Annotated in this window: 17 protein-coding genes; 4 read left to right on the plus strand and 13 right to left on the minus strand. The window is 65.6% G+C overall.

Annotated features, from left to right (window positions below; genetic code table 11):
* The 5 genes from A9D12_RS10055 to A9D12_RS10075 form a co-directional block, all read right to left on the minus strand.
* On the minus strand, nucleotides 1–2,130 hold the full coding sequence (locus tag A9D12_RS10055; RefSeq protein WP_068351395.1) for a chemotaxis protein CheA: 2,130 nt from the start codon (nucleotides 2,128–2,130) through the stop codon (nucleotides 1–3).
* The gene (locus tag A9D12_RS10060; RefSeq protein ID WP_156522858.1) at nucleotides 2,127–2,384 is read right to left on the minus strand and encodes an STAS domain-containing protein; all 258 of its coding nucleotides are present in this window, start codon (nucleotides 2,382–2,384) and stop codon (nucleotides 2,127–2,129) included. Before A9D12_RS10060 ends, A9D12_RS10055 begins: the two co-directional genes overlap by 4 nt.
* Before the next feature lie 106 nt (nucleotides 2,385–2,490).
* Nucleotides 2,491–3,981: a methyl-accepting chemotaxis protein gene (locus A9D12_RS10065; protein ID WP_068351404.1), complete on the minus strand. Its 1,491-nt coding sequence runs from the start codon at nucleotides 3,979–3,981 to the stop codon at nucleotides 2,491–2,493.
* Nucleotides 3,982–4,081: 100 nt separating this feature from the next.
* The gene (locus A9D12_RS10070) at nucleotides 4,082–5,827 is read right to left on the minus strand and encodes a methyl-accepting chemotaxis protein (RefSeq protein ID WP_068351407.1); all 1,746 of its coding nucleotides are present in this window, start codon (nucleotides 5,825–5,827) and stop codon (nucleotides 4,082–4,084) included.
* Between the two features lie 57 nt (nucleotides 5,828–5,884).
* Entirely contained in the window at nucleotides 5,885–8,398 is a 2,514-nt protein-coding gene (locus A9D12_RS10075) for a TonB-dependent receptor domain-containing protein (RefSeq protein ID WP_068351411.1), read from the minus strand.
* A gap of 209 nt (nucleotides 8,399–8,607) precedes the next feature.
* On the opposite strand from A9D12_RS10075, the gene A9D12_RS10080 reads away from it, so the two are divergent.
* Complete coding sequence (locus tag A9D12_RS10080) at nucleotides 8,608–9,711, plus strand: DUF2332 family protein (protein ID WP_156522859.1); 1,104 nt, start codon at nucleotides 8,608–8,610, stop codon at nucleotides 9,709–9,711.
* 6 nt (nucleotides 9,712–9,717) lie between these two features.
* On the opposite strand, the gene A9D12_RS10085 is transcribed toward A9D12_RS10080, so the two are convergent.
* Both A9D12_RS10085 and A9D12_RS10090 read right to left on the minus strand, forming a co-directional pair.
* Nucleotides 9,718–11,004, minus strand: coding sequence for an HD-GYP domain-containing protein (locus A9D12_RS10085; RefSeq protein WP_068351414.1), 1,287 nt, complete (start codon nucleotides 11,002–11,004; stop codon nucleotides 9,718–9,720).
* Between the two features lie 120 nt (nucleotides 11,005–11,124).
* Nucleotides 11,125–13,029 (minus strand): methyl-accepting chemotaxis protein, encoded by a 1,905-nt coding sequence (locus A9D12_RS10090; protein WP_068351417.1) that lies wholly within the window; start codon nucleotides 13,027–13,029, stop codon nucleotides 11,125–11,127.
* 240 nt (nucleotides 13,030–13,269) lie between these two features.
* On the opposite strand from A9D12_RS10090, the gene A9D12_RS10095 reads away from it, so the two are divergent.
* Together A9D12_RS10095 and A9D12_RS10100 are read left to right on the plus strand one after the other, a co-directional pair.
* The gene (locus A9D12_RS10095) at nucleotides 13,270–14,301 is read left to right on the plus strand and encodes a chemotaxis protein CheB (RefSeq protein WP_068351421.1); all 1,032 of its coding nucleotides are present in this window, start codon (nucleotides 13,270–13,272) and stop codon (nucleotides 14,299–14,301) included.
* A 235-nt stretch (nucleotides 14,302–14,536) separates the two neighbouring features.
* Entirely contained in the window at nucleotides 14,537–16,273 is a 1,737-nt protein-coding gene (locus tag A9D12_RS10100; protein ID WP_068351426.1) for a hypothetical protein, read from the plus strand.
* A 60-nt stretch (nucleotides 16,274–16,333) separates the two neighbouring features.
* Here the strand turns inward: A9D12_RS10100 and A9D12_RS10105 are convergent, their stop codons facing one another.
* From A9D12_RS10105 to A9D12_RS10120, 4 genes are read right to left on the minus strand one after another with little or no spacing between them, the layout of a single operon-like run.
* Nucleotides 16,334–17,458, minus strand: a complete 1,125-nt coding sequence (locus A9D12_RS10105) for a glycosyltransferase family 4 protein (protein ID WP_068351429.1) — start codon at nucleotides 17,456–17,458, stop codon at nucleotides 16,334–16,336.
* A gap of 18 nt (nucleotides 17,459–17,476) precedes the next feature.
* Complete coding sequence (locus A9D12_RS10110) at nucleotides 17,477–18,124, minus strand: class I SAM-dependent methyltransferase (RefSeq protein ID WP_068351432.1); 648 nt, start codon at nucleotides 18,122–18,124, stop codon at nucleotides 17,477–17,479.
* Nucleotides 18,121–18,525, minus strand: a complete 405-nt coding sequence (locus A9D12_RS10115) for a GtrA family protein (protein ID WP_068351435.1) — start codon at nucleotides 18,523–18,525, stop codon at nucleotides 18,121–18,123. The genes A9D12_RS10110 and A9D12_RS10115 overlap by 4 nt, the downstream gene beginning before the upstream one ends.
* A gap of 6 nt (nucleotides 18,526–18,531) precedes the next feature.
* A complete protein-coding gene (locus A9D12_RS10120; protein ID WP_082925512.1) occupies nucleotides 18,532–19,566 on the minus strand; it encodes a class I SAM-dependent methyltransferase in 1,035 nt (344 codons plus the stop codon).
* Between A9D12_RS10120 and A9D12_RS10125 the strand changes: the two genes are divergently transcribed.
* Nucleotides 19,510–20,535, plus strand: a complete 1,026-nt coding sequence (locus A9D12_RS10125) for a glycosyltransferase family 2 protein (RefSeq protein ID WP_082925513.1) — start codon at nucleotides 19,510–19,512, stop codon at nucleotides 20,533–20,535. The two genes, A9D12_RS10120 and A9D12_RS10125, sit on opposite strands and share 57 nt — an antisense overlap.
* Nucleotides 20,536–21,177: 642 nt before the next feature.
* On the opposite strand, the gene A9D12_RS10130 is transcribed toward A9D12_RS10125, so the two are convergent.
* Both A9D12_RS10130 and A9D12_RS10135 read right to left on the minus strand, forming a co-directional pair.
* Complete coding sequence (locus tag A9D12_RS10130) at nucleotides 21,178–22,098, minus strand: cation diffusion facilitator family transporter (RefSeq protein ID WP_068351441.1); 921 nt, start codon at nucleotides 22,096–22,098, stop codon at nucleotides 21,178–21,180.
* Between the two features lie 114 nt (nucleotides 22,099–22,212).
* Complete coding sequence (locus A9D12_RS10135; protein WP_068351444.1) at nucleotides 22,213–25,455, minus strand: efflux RND transporter permease subunit; 3,243 nt, start codon at nucleotides 25,453–25,455, stop codon at nucleotides 22,213–22,215.
* Between the last annotated feature and the right edge of the window lies 1 nt (nucleotide 25,456).

The following is a 25,456-nucleotide window of genomic DNA, read 5'->3' on the forward strand; positions in this document are numbered from 1 at the left end:
TCAAGCCGCGGCGGCAAAGGGGATGGCGGCGTGTTGGCGTGCGGCAGTGCTGGCGATGAAATCGACATCGACGATCAGCGCGACCTTGCCGTTGCCGAGGATCGTCGCGCCGGCGACGCTGTCGATCTGGCGGTAATGCGCGTCCAGTGCCTTGATCACGAACTGGCGCTGGTCGGTGATCGCATCGACCAGCAGCGCGGCGCGCCCGTGGCCTTCGGTTTCGACCAGAACCAGCACGCCTTCGCACGGGTTGGTAACTGCGGCATCGGCCCCGGTCAGCACCGCCAGCGGCACGATCGGCACGAAGCTGCCGCGGGCGTTGAGCATCTGTGCGCGCGTGCCCATGCCCTTGACGTCGGCGGGGCTGGGTCGCAGGCTTTCGATGACATGGGTCAGCGGGATCACCAGCGATTGGTCGCCGACCTGCACGATCATCCCGTCCGAAATCGCCAGCGTCAGCGGCAAGGCGAGGCTGAAGGTGGTGCCCTTGCCGGGCTGGCTTTCGATGGTGATGCGACCCCCAAGTTCCTTCACGTTCTGCTTGACCACGTCCATGCCCACCCCGCGGCCAGAGATGTTCGAAACCTGCGCCGCGGTCGAAAAGCCGGGGGCAAAGATCAGCAGGTTGATATCGTCGTCGGACAGTTGCGCATCGGGGGCGACAAGCCCGTTGGCGATCGCCTTGGCCAGCACCCGGTCGCGGTCGATCCCGCGGCCATCGTCGGCGATGCGGATGATGATCCGCCCCGCCTTCTGTTCGGCCGACAGCGTCAGCGTGCCTTCGGGGTCCTTGCCTGCGGCACGGCGTTCCTCGGGGCTTTCGATCCCGTGATCCACCGCGTTGCGGATCAGGTGCGTCATCGGCTCGCTCAGCCGTTCGATCACGGTCTTGTCGAGCTCGGTGGTTTCGCCCGCGACCTCCAGTTTCACGTGCTTGCCGGTGCTTGCCCCCAGTTCGCGCAGCAGCCGCGGAACGCGGCCGAACACCGAACTGATCGGCTGGGCGCGGAACGCCATCGCGTGTTCCTGGATATCGCGCACCAGGCCGTCGATCAGCGCCAGTTCCTCGATATGCGCAAGGTTCTCGTTGGTCAGCCGCTGGGCGAGCATCGCCTGCGCAATCACCAACTCGCCAACACCGTCGATCAGCATGTCGAGCTTTTTCAGATCGATCCGGACCGATTGGTTGGCAGTGCCGCCGCCCGCCGCCGCGGCTCCGGTCGCAGCGGCGGACGCCGCCGGCACGGTTGAGGCGGGGACGACGGCTTCGGGTTTGATGATCGGTTGAGGTTCGTCGGACCGCGGTGCTGCCAGCGCGGGCTTGCCCGTCGCGAGCCGCGGCGCGGGCATGTCGTCGCCATCATAGGCCAACGTCACATCGTCGCCGACGAAATCGAAAATCTCGGCGACAGCGTCGCGGTTGACCGTTCCCGGCATGCGGAAGGTCCAGCCAAGATAGCCTTCCTCCACCACCAGGCGTTCGAAGGTGGGGATGGAACCGATGTCGCACAATTCGCACGTACCGCCGAGATCGGTGAGCTCGCGCAGCCAAAGCAAGGGCTCGCTGCCCTTGGTCATTGCGCCGGCGTGCGGCCGGATATGGACGAGCCAGTGCGGCGGCGCGGGCGGAGAAGCCGCCGGGACGGGGAGGGCGAGTTCATCGAGCAGCGAATCGAGATCGTCGAAACCGGAGGCCGGGGCGGCCTGCGCCGCGGGCTCGGGCGCGTTGGGGGCGATCGGCGTCCCGCTGCCGCCGGCTCTGGCGGCCTCTAGTCGTGCGAGGAGTTCGGCATCGTCGGGTGGGCTGCTGCCGGCGGCGCGGGCGGCCTCGACGTGATCGCGCAGGCAATCGAGCGCCAGCAGCAACAGGTCGACCAGCGGGGGTTCGAGCGGCACCAGACCTTCGCGGATTTCGCCGAGCAGATTTTCGAACCCGTGGGTGTAGGCAGCCAGCGCCGAATGGCCGAATGCGCCCGCGCCGCCCTTGATCGAATGCACCGCGCGGAAGATCGCGTTGATGGTTTCCGCGTCGTGGGTTCCATCACGGCAGGCGGCCAGACCCGTTTCGGTGGCTTCGAGCGATTCTTCGCATTCGACGAAGAAGATTTGCTGGATGTCGTCTTCGGTCATGCTTCGCCCCCTTCCAGCACGACATGATCGAGCCGCGTCAGTTGCAACGCGGCGGTGACGGGGGGGCTGGGTTGGTGGATCGCGATGCCGCCTTCGGTTCTTGCCGCTGAAACAAGCAGTTGCAGCACGGCTTGCCCAATCCGCTCGACCTTGGAGGCGTCGAGCACAAGCGGCGCCGGGCCGAGCGCTTCGGCGATTTCCGGATAGAGCGCAGAGGCCGCACTGCGGTCGCAAATTGGGGGAAGAGCGATCATTTTGGCCTCGTTTTGCGGTTTTTCAGGGGGTCTGCCGGGGGTCAAGGCGGGGGCGAAATGGCATCAGGACAGGGCAAGAAGGGGTCTGGCCGGGGTCTGGCGGCCTCTAGAATTCGCTCCAGTCGTCGTCGGCGAAGTCTGCGGCGGTCGGAGCCGGTTGCCGGGCGAGGTTGCCGCTGACCGGCAGGCTGGAGGCTGCCGCGGGTTTGCGTGGGGCGGGCGCTTTTCGCTTTGGCGCGGGAAGCGGGGCCGGTGCCGGTGCCGGTGCCGGTGTGCGGGCAGGGATGGAGGCGTGGCTGGCGGCAGGTGCAAGCTGCGCACCGCTGACCCGGAACTGCGCGACCAATTCGCCCAGCCTAGCCGCCTCGGACGAGAGGCTGCGCGTTGCTGCGGTTGCCTGTTCGACCATCGCCGCGTTCTGCTGCGTCATGCGGTCGATGCTGCCCACCGCCGTGTTGACCTGTTCGAGATTGCTCGCCTGCGCCGCGGCGGTTTCGGCGATCGCGGTCACCTGTCCGGTCACCGCGCCTACCTGCGCGACGATTTCGGCGAGCAGCGTGCCGGTTTCGCCCACCAGGCTCACCCCGTCGCCGACATGGCCGGTCGACTTGTCGATCAGCGCCTTGATGTCGCGCGCCGCCTCGGCGCTGCGCTGGGCGAGCGCGCGGACTTCGTTGGCGACCACGGCAAAGCCCTTGCCCGCTTCGCCCGCGCGGGCAGCCTCGACCCCGGCGTTCAGCGCGAGCAGGTTGGTCTGGAAGGCGATCCCGTCGATCACCGCGATGATCTGGGTGATCTCGCGCGCGGATTGCTCGATCGCGCCCATCGCCGCCACCGCCTTGCCCACCACCGCGCCGCCTTGCGCCGCGCGTTCGTGGGTTTCGGCGATCGCATGGCGCGCGGCGCTGGCGTTTTCGGCCGCCTGCCGGGTGAGCCCGACCGTGCTGCCGACCGAGGCGGCGGTTTCTTCGAGACTTGCGGCCTGCTGTTCGTTGCGCAGCGCGAGGTCCTCGGAGGCGGCGCGAATCTCGTCCGAGCCCGTGCGCACCCCGCCAACCGTGGCATGCACCGCGCCGATCATCGCCTCGAGCTTGCCGACCGAGGTGTTGAAGGCATCCTGCAACCGCCGATGCTCGCCATCGGCCATCCCGCTGATCCGGAACGTCAGATCACCCTGCGACAACCGGTCCAACGCATCGCTCAGCACAGCGACGACCTTGCCCGATTGATCGGCCTCGGCTTCGGCGACGCGGATCGCATTGGCGCGGAAGGTTTCCATCGCCTTGGTCATCCGGCCCACGCAGTCGCGATATTCGGTGAACAGGATTGGCGAAGTCAGATCGCCCGTCGCCAGCTTTTCCATCCGCACCACGGTATCGACATAGGGACCGGTGATCAGTGCCTTGGCAAGCAGCATGACCCCGGTCAGCGCCAGCATCGCGGCGGCCGCGATCGCCACCGCAGTGCCGGGTGCGATGATCTGCTGCATGGCCAGCAACGCCGCCAGCACGCCGACCGCCCCGAGCGCCGCATTGGCCGCGACAAGAACCACGAACTTGGTGCGGATCGGAGCGTGTTTCTTGAACCAGCTGATCATCGGGTCCGTCCTTGGGTATCTGATTATAGAGCGACTGTAGGGTCGAGCGCTGAAAGCCTGATTGCACCGCGCCTAGGAGCAAATCCCTAGGCGCTCAGGGCTATGCCGCGCGCGCCGGCAGGTGCCGGGCGGCGCGGGCCGGGGCGGCCGCGACGCCATCCTCGGCAATGCGGAACGCGGCAAAGGTATCGGCGAGCGCCCGCGCTTCGTGGTTCAGATTCTTGGTCGCGGCATTGGTCTGTTCGACCATTGCGGCGTTTTGCTGCGTTATCCGGTCCATCGCGCCGATCGTGTCCGACACGTTGCGCAAGGCGATGCTCTGTTCTGTCACCGCATCGGCGATGCGCGTGACCGCGTCGGTCACATCGCCCACGCGCGCGATGATCGTTTCCAGCGCCGATCCGGTTTCATGCACCAGCGTCACCCCGGTCCGGACGTGTTCGCCGACCGCCGCAACGCGTTTCTTGATTTCGCTGGCCGCTTCGGTCGCGCGCATCGACAGCGCGCGCACCTCGCTTGCCACCACCGAGAAGCCCTTGCCCGCTTCGCCCGCGCGCGCGGCCTCGACCCCGGCGTTCAGCGCAAGCAGGTTGGTCTGGAAGGCGATATTGTCGATCATCGCGGTGATGTCGGAAATCTCGCTGCTGGCGGTCTCGATCTGGCCCATCGCCTGGATCGCGCGGCCCACCACCTCGCCGCCGTTGGTCGCCTCCTCGCGCGCGTCGCGCATCGACGCGCTGACCCCGATCGCCAGCGTGGCATTGGCTTCGATATTGGCCGACAGGTTGGCCATCGTGCTGCTGGAAGTTTGCAGCCGTGCGGCCTGATCTTCGGAGCGGGCGGCCAGATCGGTCATCGCGTGTTCGATTTCGGCAGAGGTAAGCCCGATCGCGCCGATGCTTTCGTTGACGGTGCCCATCGCGCTCGCCAGACGCTGCATCGCGACATTAAAATCATCCGCCAGCGACTGGAACGCGGGCGGCATGTCGGTGAGACGTACGGTCAGGTCCGACCGCGCGACCGCGGCAAGTTGTTCGCCGATCCGCGCGACCGCCTGTTCGCGCTGGGCGACCGCAATCTGGCGCTGCTGCGCCGCGTCGCGGAACACCAGCATCGCCTGCGCCATCGCGCCCAGCTCGTCGCTGCGCTCGGTGCCGGGTATGGCGACATCATTGCTGCCGCGCGACAGATCGGTCACCGCGCGGGTGAGGCTTGCGATCGGCTGCGCGATCGACCGCGACAGGGCGCGCGCCAGCATCAGCGCAAGCCCGATCAGGATCGCCGCGCCAAGACCCAGCGCGATCCACGCGCTGGTGATGACCGCCGCCTGCCGCGCGCTTTGCGCTGCAATGTCGGCCTGCTTGGCATCGCGGATATCGCGCAAGGGATTGACGGCATCCGACACCAGCACCTTCTTGCCCGCCGCGCGGATCGCCGCCTGCGCGCGGTCGCGCCCGCCGGCCTTGACCACGGCGACATATTTGTCACCCCAGTCGCGCCGCCATTTCAGCGTTTCGGCGCGGCTGGTGCGGACCTTTTTCACGAGCGGCGATCCCGCCAGCGCGGTTTCGAGCGTGCGTGATGCGCGGTCGTAATCGTCGCGCCCCTCGTAATAGGATTTGAGATAGCTTTCATCGGCGGTGACGAGGAACCCGCGCAGCTGGCTGTTCTGGCGCAGGAGCGACGTTTCGAGCGCGAGCACATCGGCAAGCACTTCCTGGCTGGCGGTGTTGCGCGCGGTGACCGAGGCGATCATCGCCAGACTGATCGCGCAGGCGATCATCACGCAGGCCGCCACCACATTGAGCACCAGAAAGGCAAAGCCGAGCCGGCGGGGGATATTCATTCGTTCAAGCACGGGCCGGGGTCCTCTCGTCCATCAGGTCTTGCCGCCGCCGCGCCGTCAGAACGCGTAGCGCAGCGAGGCGGAGACGGTGCGGCCGTTCATGACCTGTGCGTTGGTGAGGCCCGAAGGCGGGATCGCCGGAGCCTGCAACGAAACCACGGCGAGTTCGTCGAAGATGTTGAAGGCGTTGACCGCAAGCGTCAGGCCGGGGGCAGGGCGGACTTGCACGAAGGGGCTGACGAGGACGTAACCCGGTTGCACCAGCTGGTTGGTGTCCTGCGCAAAGCTTTCGGTGGTGCCGTTGATCACCGCGCCCAGCGTGACCGCGCCCAAATCGGCCGAAGGACGCGCGAAAAAGGCGAAATCGGGGATATGGCGCGGGATCAGGCCCTCGAACGCAGGGGCGTTGGCATCCTTGTCGATCCTGGCGCGGGTATAGGTCGCGCCAGTCACCAGGCTGAAGCCGCCGCGCCGCCATTCGCCTTCGAATTCGAGGCCCTTGGCGCTGTAGGTGCGGTCGATCTGGGCGACGAAGGCCTGCCCGTTGGCGTCTGCGGTGATCTGCGCATTGCGTTCGTCGGTCGAGGCCCAGAAGCCGGTCAGGAACAGGCTGAGATCGCCCTTGCGGTATTTGATGCCGGCTTCGGCCTGCTTGACCACCGAGACGAGGATTCCCGGATCGCTGGGCCGGCCGGTCAGCGGGTCGAGCGTTTCGGTGCCGATCGCATTTTCGGCGGTCGCGCGGCCGCCGCGGCTGATCCGCGCAAAGGCCGAAAGGCTATCGGCGAACCGGTAATTCACCCCGGCCGAATAGGAGAGGTAATCATACCCGTAATTGACGGGGGCGGGGCGGGTCAGCGGCAGCACCGGCACGCGGCTTTCCGCGACCGAGATCTGCCCGTCGCCATTGACATCGACGGCTGCGAACAACGGGCGGCCATCGCCGAAGCCGGGCGCAAAGACCTGGCCCGATACATCGCCCTTGTCCCAGCGCAGGCTTGCACCGACCGACAGCTTGCCGATCTGGAAATTGACCGAACCATAGGGTGCCAGCACATCGTAATCGACGTCGTAGCGGTTGTGATAGATGCTGAACGGCAGCCCCACCGCAAAGCCATAGGCGAGCGTTCCGGCATCGGTGACGGGCACGCCGGTGGCGGTGGTAATGTTGACCGGCGCGCTCAATCCGCCGCCGGCCAAGTCCTGCAAGGTGCTGGTGAAGTTCCAGAACATCCGGATCTGCTGTTTCGCGTTGTAGAGGCCCAGCGTCGTCGTCAGCTTGCCGCCGCCCATGTCCCACACGCGGCTGGCGCGCAGGTCGTTGGTGGTGTTGTCGAGGCTTTCGAGATCGGCATGCAGCCGCACGGTGAGCGCGAGCAGCCGCGCATCGGTGATCGTTTGGCCCGTCAGCGGCCCGGCAGCATAATTCAACCGTGCGCCCGGGCCTCCGAACCGGGTGAAGAAGGGCGCAGGTGCGGTGACGAATGGCGTCGCGTCGTTATAGGCGCCGCTGATATCGGAAAAGCGGAACCGGTTGGTGACGGTAAAGCCCGCGATCTCGAACTGCGCTTCCATTCCGAAAGCGGCGACCTTTGCAGCGAGCCCGTCGCGCATGTCGATGATGCTGGGCCCGTTGTTGCGGTCGGTCTCGGTATAGGATGCGGTGAGCGGCGAGAGATAGGCGCGGTCACGGATGTCGTAGCCGGGCAGAAAACCGATGTCGGGATCGGCATTGGTGCCGCCCACCGTTACCGGCAGCGCACCGTAATTGGGCTGCCGGTCGTCGAGATACTTGCCATAGAACCGGATATGGCCGCCGGCGAAGTCGCGGGTCAGGTTGGCCTTGATCTGGCCGCCGGAAAATCCATTGAGCCCGACTTTGCGCGGTCCTTCGCCCGAACGGTAGAACCCGCCCGCATGGAACCGCCAGCCGCCGCCCAGCGGGCCGCCATAGGCAAAATCGATGCGTTTGAGATCGTGGCCGACCCCGCTCGACACCTGCAGCACGCCGCCGGCACGTTCGCCGGTGTTGGAGATAAAGTTGATCAATCCCCCGGGTGAATTGGAGGCAAAGGTCGAGGCCGATCCGCCGCGGATCGCCTGCACCTGCGACAAGGTCAGATCGGCGCGCAGGAACTGGTCGATGCCGGCAAACTGGATATCGCCGAATTCGAGCACGGGCAGGCCGTCTTCCTGCAATTGCAGAAATTTCGACCCTTCCGCCGCCAGCGGCAGCCCGCGGATCGTGATCGCGGAATAGCCGTCGATATCCGAGGTTTCCGAACGGATGCCGGGAATGTTCTGCATGATACCGGCGATCGAGCTGACCGACAATTGCGCCAGATCGGCCTCGTCGAGCACGCTGGCGGAAATCGCGGTGTCGAGCAGGTCGCGTCCCTTCGCGACGCCGGTGGTGAAGCTTTTGCCGGCGGGCGCGGGCGCAGGCGTGGGCGCTGCGACCGTGTTGCCGGACGCGTCGGCTTCGCGGTCTTCGGCGTGGGCGTGGGCGTGGGCGGGGACGGCAGCGGCGGTGGCGAGAAGAGCAGCGGTAAAAGCGGTGCAGCGATGCATGTTGGCTTGGCTCCGATAAGGTCCGGCACGAATGGAATGCTCGCGATAATTCAGCGGGTTTTAAGTCTGACGCCGCCGCCGCCTCGGTAATGATACGGGGACAGGCGCGGTGCGGGCTCTGCGCGATTTTCCCTAGGCGCGGGGCGCGCAAATATTGTGCTCCCCGTCCCTAAGCGGGGCCGACCCATCGATCATTCGCGGCGGTATCTGTGCCTTTCCTCTCCCACCCTCATGACCCGGCGACACTTCCGGCAAGCGAAGGCCGCGCCGTCCGGCAATTGCGGATCGAAGCGCGTAAGGCGCATGGTTTCGGCAAGCCGCGCGCCGCCGCGCTGATGGAGGCGCTGGCGCGCGTGCTACCGCGGGCGGCCACCATCTTCGCGATCATCGAGCGCTGGCCGGGCGATCTGGCATCCGATGGCGTGATCTTCCGGCTCACCGCCGGACTGCACGATTTTGCCCTGTCCGATCATGGCGGCGTGCTGGGCGCGCTTTACGGCTCCGGCCCGCTGCCGTCCGATGCGCAGCTCGACCGCGTGCTCGCGCGGGTGCTGGATGAGCGCGCAGCGGCGCTTTCGCGCTGGCTTTCCCACCCCACCCAGACCAACGAAGTGGCCCGTGTCGCCGGGCTGGTGGCTGTGTTGGGCGAATTGGCTGCCAGGGACGGATTGCCCTGCGAAGTCCTGGAACTGGGCGCAAGCGCCGGGCTCAATCTCAATTTTCCCCACTACGCGATCGTAGCTGGCGCCGCGCGGGTGGGACCGGGCGATGCCCGCGTCACGCTCGCCCCCGATTGGCGCGGGCGGGCCGCGGCGATGGCACCGTGCGATATCATCGGCGCGCGCGGGGTCGATCTGCACCCGCTCGATCCCGCCAACGCGGATGATTGCCGCAGCCTTTCGGCCTATCTGTGGCCCGGCGAAGCGGCACGCGCGGCGCGGCTCGTCGCCGCACTGGACGTTGCGCGGTGCCACCCGCCGATGGTCGATAGCGGGCTTGCCAGCGCATGGCTGCTGCAACGCTTTGCCGAGCCGCAGGCGCACGGCACGCGCCGCGCGGTGTTTCATTCGATGGTGCTGCAATATGCCAGCGCAGCCGAGCGTGCGGCGATCGATTTCGCTTTCTCGCTCGCGGGCGCGCGCGCCGAACCCGGCCGCCCGCTGGCGCGGATCAGCCTCGAATGGCGCGCGGATCGCGGCGCGGTCGAGTTGCGGGTGGCGCAGTGGGACGGCGCCGCGCAGCGCGGCGAAAGCCGGCTTGCCGCATTGTGCCATCCCTATGGCGAATGGATCGAATGGCGCGGGTTGGGATAGCCGGGATCAGCCCTGCGCGGCGTTGCGATAGGTGCTCAGGAACACCAGCTCGCGCAGCTGCGCATCCTCGGGCAGGTCAAGCCCGGTCAGATCGGCGATCCCCATGATCCGTTCGTTGTCATTGCCCTGCGCCAAGGTGATCCGGTGCGGCAGGATGCGCTCGCCGCTACCCAGCGAATAGAACGCCTGCACCACGGGTCGCAGCGGGTCCTTGCGGTCCTCATCGATCACCATCGCGACCTTTTGGCTGGCGAGCACCACGAAGGAGCCCACCGGATAAAGTCCGACCGTTTCGATGAACAGGCGCAGGATTTCCGGATCATAGGCTCCGGGCTCGTCGCGCATCGCCGCAATCGCGGCCGCCGGATCGAGCGCGTGGCTGCGATCGGTGCCGGTCAGATGAAAGTCGAAACTGTCGCAAATCGCCGCCATGCGCGCGATCAGCGGGATCTTGTCGCCCGCCAGTTGTTGCGGATAACCGCGCCCGTCGATCCGTTCGTGATGATAGAGGCACGCATCGAGCACCAGTTGCGGCAATCCGCCATCGTTCACCAACGCACGGTGCCCTAGCACGACATGCTGCTGCCACACGGGCTCGCCCAGATTGCGGTAATCCCCGCCCGGCGGTTCGACCGCATGCGGCAGATAGTTTACCCCGATATCGAGCAGCAGCCCCGCGAGTCCGCAATTGTGAATATCGGCCGCGGGCAGTTTCATCCGGTCGGCGAGCGCCACCATCAGCGCGCTGACCGACAGCGCATGGCGGAACACCTGCTCGTTCTTTAGCTTGCAGCGCATCAGCCCGCTGAAGGCCTGCGGATTGCGCCGGACCGAGGCGAGGATGTCGCTGACCACGGGCTCGACCTTGCGCACGTCGAGCGCGCGGCCAAGGCGCGCGGCGATGAAGGCGTTGTTGAGCTTATCGCGCGCCTTTTCGGCGATGGTGGCGGCAGCGGCGAGTTCGTCTTCCATCGAGACGCGCCGGTCCGCGGCCACCTGCACGGCAACCCGGCGTCTGAGGTTGCGCATGCGCCGTTCGGGGCCGTCATAGGCAGGAGGCTTCGCGCCCGGCACTTCGTAGGCAGCGGCGCTGGCGGGGTGGGGAACGATATCCCGGCCGCGTTCGGTATCGATCACCACCGCGCTGATGCGGCTCGCCTTGATCGTCGCCAATCGCTCCGCATCGTCGAGCAGGAACCTGGCCTTCCAGAAGGGATGCTCGAACCAACTGCCTTCGAACTTGTGAACGAACATGCCGAGTTCGAGTTCGGAGACGGCGATCTGCTTCAACATGGGGATGGACCTGCTCCCGGGTTCTGCAAGAATACTTAGCGGGCGGAGAATTGGGATTTTCAGCCGCCGGCCTCGGTAAAACTCCCTAGCCGGGTGGAGACGCCGCACACGGCTGGGCCCCTAGAATTCGCTCCAGTCGTCGTCGGCGAATGCCGCGGAGGCGGCGGCCGGTTGCCGGGCGAGGTTGCCGCTGACCGGCAGGCTGGAAGATGCCGCGGGTTTGCAGGGGGCGGGTGTTTTTCGTTTTGGCGCGGGCGCGGGGAGTGGGGCCGGTGCTGGCGCACGGGCTGGAGCGGGGGGGCTGGCGGCAGGTGCAAGCTGCGCACCGCTGACCCGGAACTGCGCGACCAATTCGCCCAGCCGTGCCGCCTCGGACGAGAGGCTGCGCGTTGCTGCGGTTGCCTGTTCGACCATCGCCGCGTTCTGCTGCGTCATCCGGTCGATGCTGCCGACCGCCGTATTGACCTGTTCGAGATTGCTCGCCTGCGCCGCGGCGGTTTCGGCGATCGCGGTCACCTGTCCGGTCACCGCGCCCACCTGCGCGACGATTTCGGCGAGCAGCGTGCCGGTCTCGCCCACCAGGCTCACCCCGTCGCCGACATGGCCGGTCGACTTGTCGATCAGCGCCTTGATGTCGCGCGCCGCCTCGGCGCTGCGCTGGGCGAGCGCGCGGACTTCGTTGGCGACCACGGCAAAGCCCTTGCCCGCCTCGCCCGCGCGGGCGGCCTCGACCCCGGCGTTCAGCGCGAGCAGGTTGGTCTGGAAGGCGATCCCGTCGATCACCGCGATGATCTGGGTGATCTCGCGCGCCGATTGCTCGATCGCGCCCATCGCCGCCACCGCCTTGCCCACCACCGCACCGCCTTGCGCGGCGCGTTCGTGGGTTTCGGCGATCGCATGGCGCGCGGCGCTGGCGTTTTCGGCCGCCTGCCGGGTGAGCCCGACCGTGCTGCCGACCGAGGCTGCGGTTTCCTCAAGGCTCGCGGCCTGCTGTTCGTTGCGCAGCGCGAGGTCCTCGGAGGCGGCGCGAATCTCGTCCGAGCCCGTGCGCACCCCGCCGACCGTGGCATGCACCGCGCCGATCATCGCCTCGAGCTTGCCGACCGAGGTGTTGAAGGCGTCCTGCAACCGCTCATGCTCGCCCTTGGGCATCCCGCTGATCCGATAGGTCAGATCGCCCTCGGCCAGACGGTCGAGCGCAGCGCTCAACGCCTCGACCACCTTGCGCTGTTCGTCGGCGCGCGCCCTGTCGGCTTTGAGCGCCGTGCGGAATGTCTCGATCGCTTCGGTCATCACCCCGATCTCGTCGCGGCGGTGACGGGTGAGGATATTGCTGTCGTAATCGCCGCCTGCCATTCGGCGCATCGTCTCGCCCGTTTCCCACACCGGCCACAACAATCCGCGCCGCACGAACAGATAGGAAAATACGAGCGCCGCACCGAGCAGCCCGGTCGCCACCACTGCGCCGGCCATGATCGCAATTCCCGTCGCGGTGTTTTCCGCCATCACCGCTTCGGTCAGGCCTTCGCTGGCGCCGACCTGCGCGTAGATATCCTCGCGGTGCCGAGCGTAGATCGCCAGCAGCCGCGCATGCGCTGCCTGCACCGCGGCCCCGTCGCCGCGCCGCGCCGCCGGGATCAGCCGCGTGTTCACCTGCGCCCAGAAAGCATCGCCGTTTCTGGCCATATCCCGTGCAAGCCCGACCTTGAGCCCTTCGTCGAGCGTGCTTCGCGCCCATTTGTCCTGCGCGGTGCGATATTCCGTTTCGAGCTTTTCGAGCCGCGCGGTGTTGTCGCCAAGCGTGGCAGGATGCAGTGCGATCGTGCTGGCATTGGCGAAAGCCTCGACCAGAAATGCGGGTGGCGGCAAGATGTCCGCGCGGAAATCGGACAATTGCTGTTCCTTGAAATCGAGCGCGCCGCCATTGCGGATATGCGCCACGCCCAGACCGATGCCGAGCACGACCAGCCCGATAAGTATCGCAAGACCAATCGCGCCCAGCCGCGAGATCCTTTCAATCGTCATTGCACGGGTTCCCGATCAAAGCCCGCACAGACAATAGCAAAACGGGCGCATTGCAGGCTGCTGGATAGCGACGGCATCGATAAATCCGCGTCGACCGGGGCCTATGCGCAAGCCCCTAGATCCGCAGCGCCAATTTCTTCGCGGATCGCCGCCTAGGGCTAATTGCAACAAACCGCGCTCGCGGCTGCTGCCCGTCGCCCTGCCGGGCCGCCAGCGCCGCCAAGATGAGGCTGAGCGAACATGGCCAATGTGAAAGTGATGGTCGTCGACGATTCCGCGGCAATGCGCGCATTGTTCTGCGATATTCTCGACAATGCCAAGGGTGTGACGGTGTGCGGCACCGCCAAGAATGCCGATGATGCGCGCGATCAGCTCGACACGCTCAAACCCGATGTCCTCACGCTCGATGTCGAGATGCCGGGGATGAGCGGGATGGAGTTTCTCGAAGAGGTCATGGCCAACCGCCCGATGCCGGTGATCATGCTGTCGAGCATCACGCAGGCGGGCACCGGCACCGCGCGCCGCGCGCTTGAACTGGGCGCGGTGCATTGCTTCCCCAAGCCCTTGCACACCTCGCGCGAGGAGTTCGATGCGACCGTGCGGCAGTTGGGCGATATCGTCGTCAAGGCGGCATCGGGCGAGCTGAAACCGGGCGGGCAAAGCGGCGATGCCGGTGCGGGCGGCGAGGCCCGCTATCGTTCGGACGGGCGGATCGTGGTGCTGGCCTGCGGGGCGGCCGGGATCGAAAGCGCGCGCCAGGTGCTTGCCGCCTATGATGCGGGCTGTCCGCCGACGATCGTGGTGTTCGATGCCGAACCTGCCGCAGTCGAGAACGCGGTGCGCGCGATGCGCCATTCGCTGCCGTGCCAATTGGGCGACGCGGTCGATGGCGTATCGCTTGAGCCCGGCAAGGTGTGGCTTGCGCATGATCCCACCCGCCATGTGATCGTGGAAGCGGGCGAACCGCCGCGCCTGCGCCTGGTCGAGCGCGATCCGGTCAACGGCTGCCGCCCGTCGGCCGATCTGCTGTTCGGCAGCATCGCGCGTGCCGGATTGCCCGCGCTCGGCGGCCTGCTGACGGGGAGCGGCACCGATGGGGTGCGCGGGCTTGCGATCCTGGCGGATGCCGGCGGCAAGGTCTTCGTGCAGCGTCCCGCCGACTATGCGCCGCGCGACCGCTACGATGCGGTGCGCGCCCAAGGAATGGAGCTTGCCGATCTGCGGCAGGAAGCGATCCCCGAATGGATTCTCGGAGCGACCAACGCGGCTTGAGACGAGGGGCCGCGTAGGCAGCGAGGGCGGAGCAGCGGCGGGGACTCTGCCTCTCACGCCAATTCTCGGCCCGAAGGCGCGCCGACAACTTCGCGTTTCCCCGCGCCCGACATTGCCTCGCTTTGCGCAAAGGTGAGGCCCTTCACGCGCTTGCGATCGCCGGGACCGGTTCACATGCACTTTCCAAGCTTGCGACGATCACCTAGGCCCGCCGCAGGCAAGCATTCGGGGGCATATGAACAACGCGTCGCAACCGCCCGAGCGGCTGGGTGGGGATCTTCTGGACAAGGCCCTTTCGCGTGCATTGTTCGTGATCACGGTTCTGGTCTTGCCGACGATCGTGCCGCTGGTGTGGTCGATGAACAATGGTGCGAACATCCCGTTCATAACGGCCAGATACTTCCTGACACAGGATCTGCCGGTCCTGATCGGGCTGGTGATTGCTTTCATGGGGCTGCGCGCGTGGCGCGCGGATAATCGCCTGGCGCTTCGCCTCAACCGGTTTCTTGCCGCGGCGTTGCGCGTCAATCCGGCACTGCTGGCGCTTGGCGCTGCCGGGGTATGCGCGGCGGGCGTGTGGCTGGTGTTCGGCCGGTTTGCGCTGTCGATGGACGAATTCTGGGCGCAGGCCGACGGGGTGGTGTTGGCCAACGGAGCGGGTCTGGTGCAGATCCCCGCCGAATGGCGCGATTATGCGCAAGCCTTGCAGCCAATCTTTGCGCGGATCACGCCCGATGGCTGGTGGGCGTCGGAATATCTGCCGGGCAACGCCGCCTTGCAATATCTGGGCGGACCGCTCGCTTCACCGCTGCTCACCGGTTTTGCGGTGCTGGTCGCGGCCGATCTGGCGCGGCGGCTGCTGCCCGAGGCGCCTTACGCGCCCGCCTTGTGCGCGTTGCTGATGGTCAGTTCGAGCCAGTTGCTGATCACCGGCATGACACCCTACGCGATGAGCGCGCATCTGGCGCTGAACCTCGGGTGGCTGTGGCTGTTTCTGCGCAGCGACTGGCGCGCGCAGTGTGCCGCTGCCGCCGTGCCGCTGTTGGCGGTGGGGCTGCATCAGGTGGTGTTCTTCCCGCTGTTCGCCGCGCCCTTCCTGCTGAATGCGTGGCTGGAAAAGCGCCGTGCGGCCGCTGCGCTGCAGGCGTTTGCCATTGCCGCAAGTTTCCTGATCTGGAGCGCCTATGACAGCATTCTCTACAACGCGCTGGGTGTAGCGGCGGTGACGACCAGCGGCGGCGGCACGGGAACCGGCACCGCGCTGCTACTCAGCCGTTTTCTGGTCCTTGTCGCCGACTTCAATCCGGGCAACTTCACGTTGATGATGCTCAATCTGATCCGGTTTGTGACCTGGCAGAACGCGCTGCTGTTGCCGCTGATGCTGATCGCCGTGGCAGGATTTGCGCGGATGGCGGGCGTGTGGCGGGCGATGCTGGGCGCGATCGCGCTTACGGTGGGCTTCCTCGTCGTCATTCTGGCGTTTCAGGGGCACGGCTGGGGCTACCGCTATCTCCACGGTCATCTCGGCAGCGCCTGCCTGCTGGCGACCTATGGTTTTGTCCGCTTGAGCGATCAGCCGCAGGGGTATGCACGCGCGCGCGCTATGGTCGGTGCGGCGCTGGCGGTATCCTTGCTGCTGGTGCCGATCCGGGCGTGGCAGGCCTACGCCTTCGCCGCGCCATATCGGGCGGCAGATGCGTGGATTTCCGCGCGCGATGTGGATGTGGTGCTGATCGATGCGCCGCAGCACATCTATGCGGTCGATCTGATCCGCAATGACCCGCTGCTGCGCAACCGGCCCAAGCGCATGGCTGCCGGTCTGCTGGACGATGCACAGCTCGCCGCGCTGTGCCGCCGCTACAAGGTCGCGCTCTTCACCGATGCCGAGGCCGCAAGGTTCGGGCTGCATGCGGTGCCGAGCGACGACGCGCCCCGCATCATCCCTGCCGGTTGCACCCCATCGCCGCGCTAGATTTCGACCGCAAGATCCAGCGCCAGCGTTCGCGCGCGGCAGGCCGAACGCGAAACGGGCTCAGGCGACCAGCGCGGCGAGCCTTTGTTCGATCCAGGCTGCATTGCGATCCCAATCATAACGGCCGCGCGCATAAGCCGCCGCCGCCTCGTCGTGGGCAGGCAGGGGCGCCTTGCCGATCGCGCTGGCAAATCTGCGCGCGGTCGCTTCCGGCGCCAGCGGATCCACCGCGATCCCGGTCAGGAACCGGGTCGCGTCCGGGTCCGCCAGAGCACTGTCGAGCCCGCAATAGACCGGCAGTCCGCTTGCCATCGCTTCCTGCACCACCAGTGGATAGCCTTCTCCCACCGAAGGCAGCACCAGCGCGTCGGCAGCGGCGTAGAGCTCGGCCAGTTCGGCGTGCGATTTGCGGCCCGGCAGGCGCAGGTTCGGGAGGTTCCAGTCCGCCGGATCGATCGGCCCGCTGCCGACCATCACGATATCGCAATCGGGGCGCAAAGAGGCGAGCGCTCTTAGCGTTTCAAGCCCTTTCTTCTCGACGAACCTGCCGACGAACAATAGCTGCGGCCGCGCGTCGGGCCATCCGAGGCGGCGGCGCAGTGCCTTGCGCTCGGCCGATGCGAGCGGACGGAAAAGCTCGCCTTCGACCCCGTTGAACATCAGTTCGGGCGGATGCGCAAAGCCGACATCGGCAAACTGGCACCGCACGGTATCGCTGATGAACACCGCCTGCGAGGCAGCGCGAAGCGTTGGACGGGTGACGAGGCGATTGGCCGCCATCAGCGCCGCCCGCAGCGCGATCCGGCGATAGGGAATCGCGCCGATATGCTGGATCACCAGCCACGGTTTGGAATGCCGCCGCGCATAACGGCGTGCGAGCTGCGAATTGGCGTAAAGCGCATCGTGGATCACGATCGCATCGGCGGATCGCACCTCGTCTTCGAGCTGCTGTCTCGCTTTTCGGCTTGGCAAAGGCATGGGCAGGCCGGTCACCGCCTCGAGCGGATCATGCGCCGCCAGCGCGATGCGCTGCACCCCGCCGCCCGTGGGTGTGGGCGATACCGCAGCGGCGGCATGGCGGCTGTCATGCCCGCGCTTGGCCAAGGCCTGCGCCAGCGCCCCGGCGACAATCTCCAGCCCGCCGCCGTGGCTTTCGAAAAACGAGGAAACCGTCAGAATGCGCATCGAGCGACCCGGGCGCAATCAGGCAGGATCGAGGCGGAAGGCGGCCTCGAGCCGGTTGGGGAAGATCCGCGCCATGATGCCGCTGCGATATGTCCCGCTGCTGGTGGCGGCAATGCGGTAGCCGGCCTCGCGCGCCAGCGCATCCCATTCGGCAGGGGACAGGTAACGCGCGTTGACCTGGCCGCCGAACGGGATGTTGCCGATCGCATCGAGGACGGCAAGGCGGGCATGGTCGAGCTTCGAGATCGCGACATGGTCTTTGATGTAAACGGGGCCATCCACCACGCGGCGGATCTCGCGCATCAGGCCCGCGCGGTAATCAAGGTCGACGTGATGCATCACGTTGTTGATGGTTGCAGCGGCAAAGCTTGCATCCGCGAAAGGCAGCACCGCGCCATCATACACCCGGGTTTCCACCGAAAGGGTCGGAAAATAGCGGTCGACGACGTCGATCGCGGTCACCTTGTCGACCGGCAGCAGGGCCTGCATCGCCTGCGCCATCACCCCGGTTCCGCCCCCCACATCGAGCAGATTGGCATGATGCACCTTCCAGACCTGCGCAAGATCGGCCAGCATCACGGTCTGATAGACTGGCGGGCGATTGCGATACAGCGGCGTGTGCTGTTCGAGAATATCGGCGACAGCGCCGATGGTGATGGCGGTCATGGCTGCGTTGCTCCGTCGGACTGGCGGGCGAGTGAGTGGGCGACGGCCCAGCGGCTCGAAAGAAAGTTGTAGGCGGTCAGCAGCACGGTGCTGGCGGGTGCGGCAATCAGCATCGGCAGGCCCATGCGATCATGCAACAGCCATACAATCGCCAAGGTCAGCGGATAATTGGCCGTCATTGCCAGCGTATAACGCCCCAGTTCGGCCAGCCGCGGCGCGACCCCGAAGGTGAAACGGCAATGCCCGAGATAGCCGACGATCACGCAGACCACGAAAGAGGCTGTGACCAGCACCGTAAAATGCAGGCCCAAAGCATCGCCGGTCACCAGGATCGCAAGATGCAACCCGGCACACAGCGCGGCGATCAGGCCATAGGAAACGAGGTTGCGCCAACCAGACAAGTGCGCTCACTCCCCCGTAAAATGGGCCTGCACCAGATAGACGCAGGCATTATCGTCGCGGATCGCCGGCGGCGTGATCCCGTCTTCGAGCGCAGCCCGCAGGTTCATCACCAGCGCGAGCATACCGGCAAGCCCGGCGCCGACCACCGGCACGCGGCGCAGCACGTAACAATAGCCCGTCAGTCTGACGATGGTCGTCCACGCCAACGGTCCGCAGATCGCCTGCCAGCTTTCCACTTTCCACCCGCGCGACTGGAGTTCGTTGATAAGCCCCTCGCGCGTCCAGCGGCGATGATCTTCGGGGTGGGGATGATAAAGCCAGGTTCCGTGGGTCGACAAAAGCAGCTTGCCGCCGGGTGCAAGCAGGCGCGCGGCTTCCGACAGATAGGTATCGAGGTCGCGCACGTGTTCGAGCACCTGAAAGCTCGTGACCAGATCGGCGGACGCAGTCTCGGCCAACACCCGGCCATCGGGCGTGATCGCAATTTCGCTCCCATCGCCAAGGTCCGCGCCGCGGTAGGCGATGCCGCGCTGTTCGAAGTAGGCCCGATAAGGTTGTTCGCCGCAGCCCAGGTCGATCACCCTGCGGCACATTTTTGCAAGCCTTGCGGCATGGGTATCGATCGCGCGCGACAATTCGCGCAGCACCAGCCAGTCGGCATCGACGATGCCAGGACGCCGCCGCCGCCGCTGTATGGCGCCGTCAACCTGCTGTCCGCGCGCGTCGATTGCCGAACGACGGTCGGGGCCCGCGGCATCAGCGATTTTGGTCATTGCGATTTCCATGGCCGTCCCCTTCGTGGCGTGCCGCAATCTCTTGCATTTATTGGTTAACAAATTGTGCCGCCGCCCGCTGTGCCAGCAAGCCCGCACGAAGCCGGCAAACGCCCCCGCGTTCACCAATTGTTGACCAATATTCTTCATCAGACCCGTGACGTTTGCGAAGGGGAAGCGGCCGATGGGGCAGCGTGAAGGGATCTCGGCATGAACATGCTGCACCACCAGATCTTCGAGATCGAAGAGGCCGCGCTCGCGCAGCATCCGCGCATCGCGGTGCTTCTGCCGTGCTACAACGAAGCGCTCGCGATCCGGGCCGTGATCGCACGGTTTCAGGCGGCTTTGCCCGACGCCGAGATCTATGTCTTCGATAACAACAGCAGCGATGGTTCGGGCGCGATTGCGCGCGAGGCGGGGGCGATCGTGCGCCGCGAGACGCGGCAGGGCAAAGGGTTCGTGGTGCGCCGGATGTTCGCCGATATCGACGCCGATATCTACTTGATGTGCGATGCCGACGAGACCTACGAAGCCGAGGCAGCGCCCGCGATGGTCAGGAAACTGCTCGATGAAGGCCTCGACATGGTGGTCGGATCGCGCGCCGATGCTGCCTGCGGTGCCTACCGGCCCGCGCACAAGTTCGGCAACTGGATGCTGAGCTCGCTCGTGCGCTCGACCTTCGGGCGCGGGTTCAACGACATGCTGAGCGGATACCGGGTCTTTTCCCGCCGCTTCGTGAAGTCCTTTCCGGTGATGGCCCAGGGTTTCGAGATCGAAACCGAACTCACCATCCATGCCCTCCAACTCGAAATGCCGACCGCCGAAGTGCCGACCAAGTTCGCCGAACGTCCGGCAGGGTCGGTCAGCAAGCTCAGCACCGTTTCGGACGGGCTGCGTATCCTTGCGACGATTTCGGTGCTGCTGCGGATGGAGCGCCCGTTCCAGTTCTTCGGTCTGATCGCGCTTGCGCTGGCGGCGGCATCGCTTGGCCTCGGCTTGCCGGTGGTCGCGGACTTTCTCGAAACCGGGCTGGTGCTCCGGCTGCCGACCGCAGTGCTGGCGGCCGCCGCGATGATCCTTGCCTCCTTGAGCCTGTGCTGCGCGCTGATTCTCGACACCGTCACGCGCGGACGCAAGGAAGCCAAGCGGCTGCGCTATCTGGCGCTGCCCGGCCCGATCGAGCGGCGCCGCACGCATCGTCCGGCAGCGCCGCACCGGGGCCTGCCGCTGAGGTAAACACGCAATCGCCGAGGTGGGTTCACACGCTGTCCCCGCTGATCCCCCAGCGCTTGACGGCGGGCAGGCTTCGCAACATTGCATTCGCGAATGCAATGTTGGGCCTTTGAAAGCGGTGTGGGCTTTGTCAAAATCCAGCCCGACGAGCCGTCAAGACGCCCTGAGATGGCAAAATGGTCGGGGAGACAGGATGCGAGTCCACTCTTCCGACCACCCGCAAAGCCCGGAAAACCGCGGGTTGCAGCACGCCGCGAACGCCGTGTGCACAGGCATGTGACATAGGACGAATCCCGCTGCAAGGGCCGAATGCGGGCGGGGCTGAGGACTGATCGGCGAACGTGATCAGGGGGGCGTGACCGCCCCGCTAGCAAAGCTCATTAAGTCGCCAGCTAGCCGCTTCGGCGATCGTTTAGGGGCTGCGTCGGCTATGCCCGGTTCGCAAAAATTTCCTGTCCGTCAGCTATCGACCCCATTTGTACCGTCCGGTCACGACCTGCGCTTTCCCGAAAGCGGCCACATATTCTCAAGGCTCGAACCGGTCGGAAAGTGCTCTATGCCGAACCAATGGCCGGATCTGTCATGCAGTCGTTTTCTGGCGCGAAGGCGTAATGCTACACCCATGCAGAAGGGGTGAAGGGACCTTCAGCGATGCAATGCCGCCGCATCAGTGCACGGCACGGCTTCTGTCTGGATCGTGACGTGATTGATTGCGAACCGCGCTTCCAGCATCTTTGCAACGTCGCGCCGCACAGTATCCGCATCCTCAGTGTCACCAATCGCAACATGCGCAGTCAGGCTGGCGTCATAGCCCGCCACTGACCACAAGTGCAGGTCATGCACTCCCGAGACGCCCCTAATCTCGCCCATCGCACCCCGGATGGCCTGGAGGTCGAACCCACGCGGCACGCCTTGCAGGAGGATATGCGTGGTATCGCGCAGCAATATCCACGTGCGGGGCAGCACCCAGAGACCGATTGCGATCGCAACGACCGGGTCGATCCAGTTGAGACCGGTGAAATAGATTGCGATGGCCGCACCAATGACGCCAAGCGAGCCAAGCATGTCAGCCCACACCTCGAGATAGGCCCCCTTGAGGTTCAGGCTGTCCTCTTTGCCACCGGCGAGTATCCGCATCGCAATGACGTTCACGAGCAACCCGAGCGTTGCGACGATCAGCATCCCGACCGATCCGACGGGCTGTGGTGCAAAGAACCGCCCAATCCCCTCGATCAGAATATATCCGGCAACCGCAAACAGCAGGATCGCGTTGAAGGCAGCAGCCAATATCTCGAATCGCCGATAACCGAAGGTACGCTGATCATCGGGCGGACGCTGACCGATCTTGACCGCCGCCAGCGCAATCGCCAGCGCCGCACTGTCAGTGACCATGTGCGCAGCGTCGGAAAGCAGCGCCAGGCTGTCAAAGACAATGGCACCGACGAGTTCGGCGATCAGCAAGGTCGTGGTCAGCCCAAGTGCGATGGCAAGGCGCCGGGTGCTAGCACCGGCACCGTGGCTGTGCCCTTGGTGACCACCCGCGCCATGATCATGGCTCGCGCCCATCAGCCTGCCTCCTCTGTGTTCAAGCACCGTTCGCAAAACGGCGATGCAAATCGCTTATCGCTGTGGTTCATCGTCTCTCTCTTGGTCCATTTTCCTATGCATCTGATCCTCATCCTACGCCGTCGCGGGCAATAAAGCCTGCGGCTCATCGTCGGGGAAGTTTCGGGCTTCCCGGTCGAGCACAAGCCGGGCCAGTGCGGGCAGGACAACCAATGTCAGCAAGGTTGCCGAGATCAGCCCCCCGATCACCACCGTCGCGATCGGTCGCTGCACTTCTGCCCCCGTGCCACTCGCCAACGCCATCGGTACGAAGCCGAGACTGGCTACCAATGCCGTCATCAGCACCGGCCGCAGGCGCATTAGCGCTCCTTCGCGCACCGACTCCAGCACGCCCTTGCCGTTCTGGCGCAGCGCCAGGATGCTCGACATCATGACCAGCCCATTAAGCACTGCCACGCCCGACAGAGCGATGAAGCCAACCGCTGCAGAGACCGAAAAGGGCATGCCACGCAGCCATAGCAGCAGCACGCCCCCGCTCAGCGCGAGCGGGACGGCGGAGAAGACCATCGCCGCACGGCTTGCCGATCCCAGCGCTGCGTAAAGCAGCGCAAAGATCGCCGCAAAGACGAGTGGCACCACGATGCTGAGGCGGCTTTGGGCGCGCTCGAGATTCTCGAACTGGCCGCCCCAGTCGATCCACAAACCCGGAGGGATCTGCACATCATTGGCAACCGCGTCTTGCGCGTCGGCAACAAACGAGCCCAAGTCCCGCCCGCGGACATTGGCCTGCACCACCACCCGGCGCTTGCCATTCTCGCGGCTGACCTGGTTGGGACCGTTTTCGATGCGGAAGCGAACGAGCTGGCCCAGCTGCACTGACCGCGCCGTGCCATCTGCCGATGGCAATGCCACTGGCAAGGCCGCAAGCGCATCTAGATCGCGCCGCTGTTCTTCGGGCAGGCGCACCACGACATCAAACCGCCGATCGCCTTCGAACACCAGCCCGGCTTCGCGGCCGCCGAGCGCGATCTGCACCACATCGGTTACATCGCCAACGGACAGGCCATAAGCGGCAATCGCGGCCCGGTCGAAATCGATCACCAGTGCCGGCAGGCCTTCGGTCTGCTCGACTTTGACATCCGAAGCGCCGTCGACCGCGCGCAGCGCAGTTGCAACGCGCTGCGCCGTGGCATTCAAAGTTTCAAAGTCATCGCCATAGACCTTGACCGCCACGTCGGAGCGCACGCCCGAAATCAGCTCATTGAACCGCATCTGGATGGGCTGGCTGAACTCAAAGTTGTTGCCGAGCAGCGTGTTCAGGCGGGCTTCCACTCGGGCAATCAGCGCGGCCTTCGTTTCAGACGGATCGGTCCACTCGTCTCGAGGGCGCAGGATCACGAAAGTATCGGACACATTGCCCGGCATCGGGTCAGTCGCAACTTCCGCCGTGCCCGTCTTTGAAAAGACCGTCGTTACCTCCGGAAAGCCAGCAATCACCCGCTCAACCTGCAACTGCATTGAGGCCGATTGCTCGACACTCGTCGACGGGATCCGCATTGAATGGAGCGCGAAATTCTTTTCATCGAGCTGCGGAATGAACTCCCTACCAAGGCTGGTGAAGGCGACGAGCGCGGTAAGGAAAATCGCCGCTCCCGAGCCGACAGCCACCCATGGCCGGGCCAGCGCCTTGTCGAGCAAGGGCTCATAGCGGCTCCGGGTTGCCGCCAGCACACGCGGCTCCTTCTCCTCGACCTTACCAGTCACGAGCAGCGCCACCATCGCTGGTACGAAGGTCAGCGACAGGATAAACGCTGCCGCAAGCGCCAGCATCACCGCGATCGCCATCGGCGCGAACATCTTGCCTTCCACCCCGTCGAACGCGAGCAGCGGCAGATACACCAAGATAATGATGGCCTGACCAAACACCGACGGGCGGATCATCTCGCGCGCAGCAACCATCACTTCGTGAAGCCGCTCCTGCAGACTGAGCAACCTGTTTTCATGATGCTGACGCTCGGCCAGACGGCGCAGGCAATTTTCAACGATGATGACCGCGCCATCGACAATCAGCCCGAAATCGAGTGCGCCGAGGCTCATCAAATTGCCTGAAACAGCCCCTTTGACCATCCCGATTGCCGCCAGCAGCATCGACAGCGGGATCACCAGTGCCGTGATGATGGCAGCGCGAAAATTTCCGAGCAGCAGAAACAAGATGACAATGACGAGGAGCGCGCCCTCGGTCAGGTTCTTGGCCACCGTGCTGATCGTCGCATCAACCAGCACCGAACGATCAAGCACCGGCGTCACGACAATACCGGGCGGGAGGGCCGCGCCGATCTCTTCGAGCTTTTCGGCGGATTCGGCCGCCACCGTGCGGCTGTTGCCACCTGCAAGCATCAGGGCGGTGCCAACCACAGCGCCATGACCATTGACGCTGGCTGCACCCGTGCGGACCTCGCGGCCCGACGAAATGGTCGCCACATCAACGACCCGCACCGGCGCCCCGCCACGCTGGGCAATCACGATATTGGCAATTTCAGACCCGCGTGACACACGGGCATCGGCGCGAACCACAAGTCCTTCCCCGCTGCGCTCGACCACGCCCGCACCGCTCGATACATTGCCTCGTTCGAGCGCGTCGACGAGATCGGTCATCGAAAGACCGGCGGCGGCCAGACGCACCGTATCGGGTGCGACTTCATACTGCTTCACGAAACCGCCGATGGCGTCGACACCCGCCACATTGGCAACCTGACGCATCTGTGGCCGAATGATCCAGTCCTGGACCGTGCGCAGGTAGGTCAGCCGTTCTTCCGGCGTAGTCAGCCGCTGTCCCTCAGGCGTAAGATAGCTGCCGTCATTTTGCCAGCCCGGCTGCCCGGTCCGCGCGCGCGGAGCCCCGCGCCCGTCGGGATGCGCGAAGTCGACTGTCCACATCAGCACTTCGCCAAGGCCGGTCGACACCGGTCCGATTTGTGGATCCACCCCGGGCGGCAATGTGCCCGCCGCCTGCGTCAAGCGCTCACCCACTTGCTGGCGGGCGAAATAGAGATCGGTATCGTCGGTGAAGATCACCGTGACCTGCGCAAACCCGTTGCGCGAAATCGAGCGGGTTTCAACGAGGCCGGGCATGCCCGCCATGGCAGTCTCGATGGGATAGCTGACCTGGCGTTCCATTTCCGTCGGCCCGAGCGAGGGCGCGACGGCGTTGATCTGCACCTGCCGGTTGGTAATGTCGGGCACCGCATCGACGGGCAGCTGTACAAGCTGGGTTGCGCCATAAACGGCGGCGAAGGCGGTCAGGAGGACCACCAGCACCCTTCGCTCGACGGCGAAGGCGAGGATTTTTTCAATCATG

This window comes from Erythrobacter neustonensis, assembly GCF_001663175.1.
GTDB lineage: Bacteria > Pseudomonadota > Alphaproteobacteria > Sphingomonadales > Sphingomonadaceae > Erythrobacter > Erythrobacter neustonensis.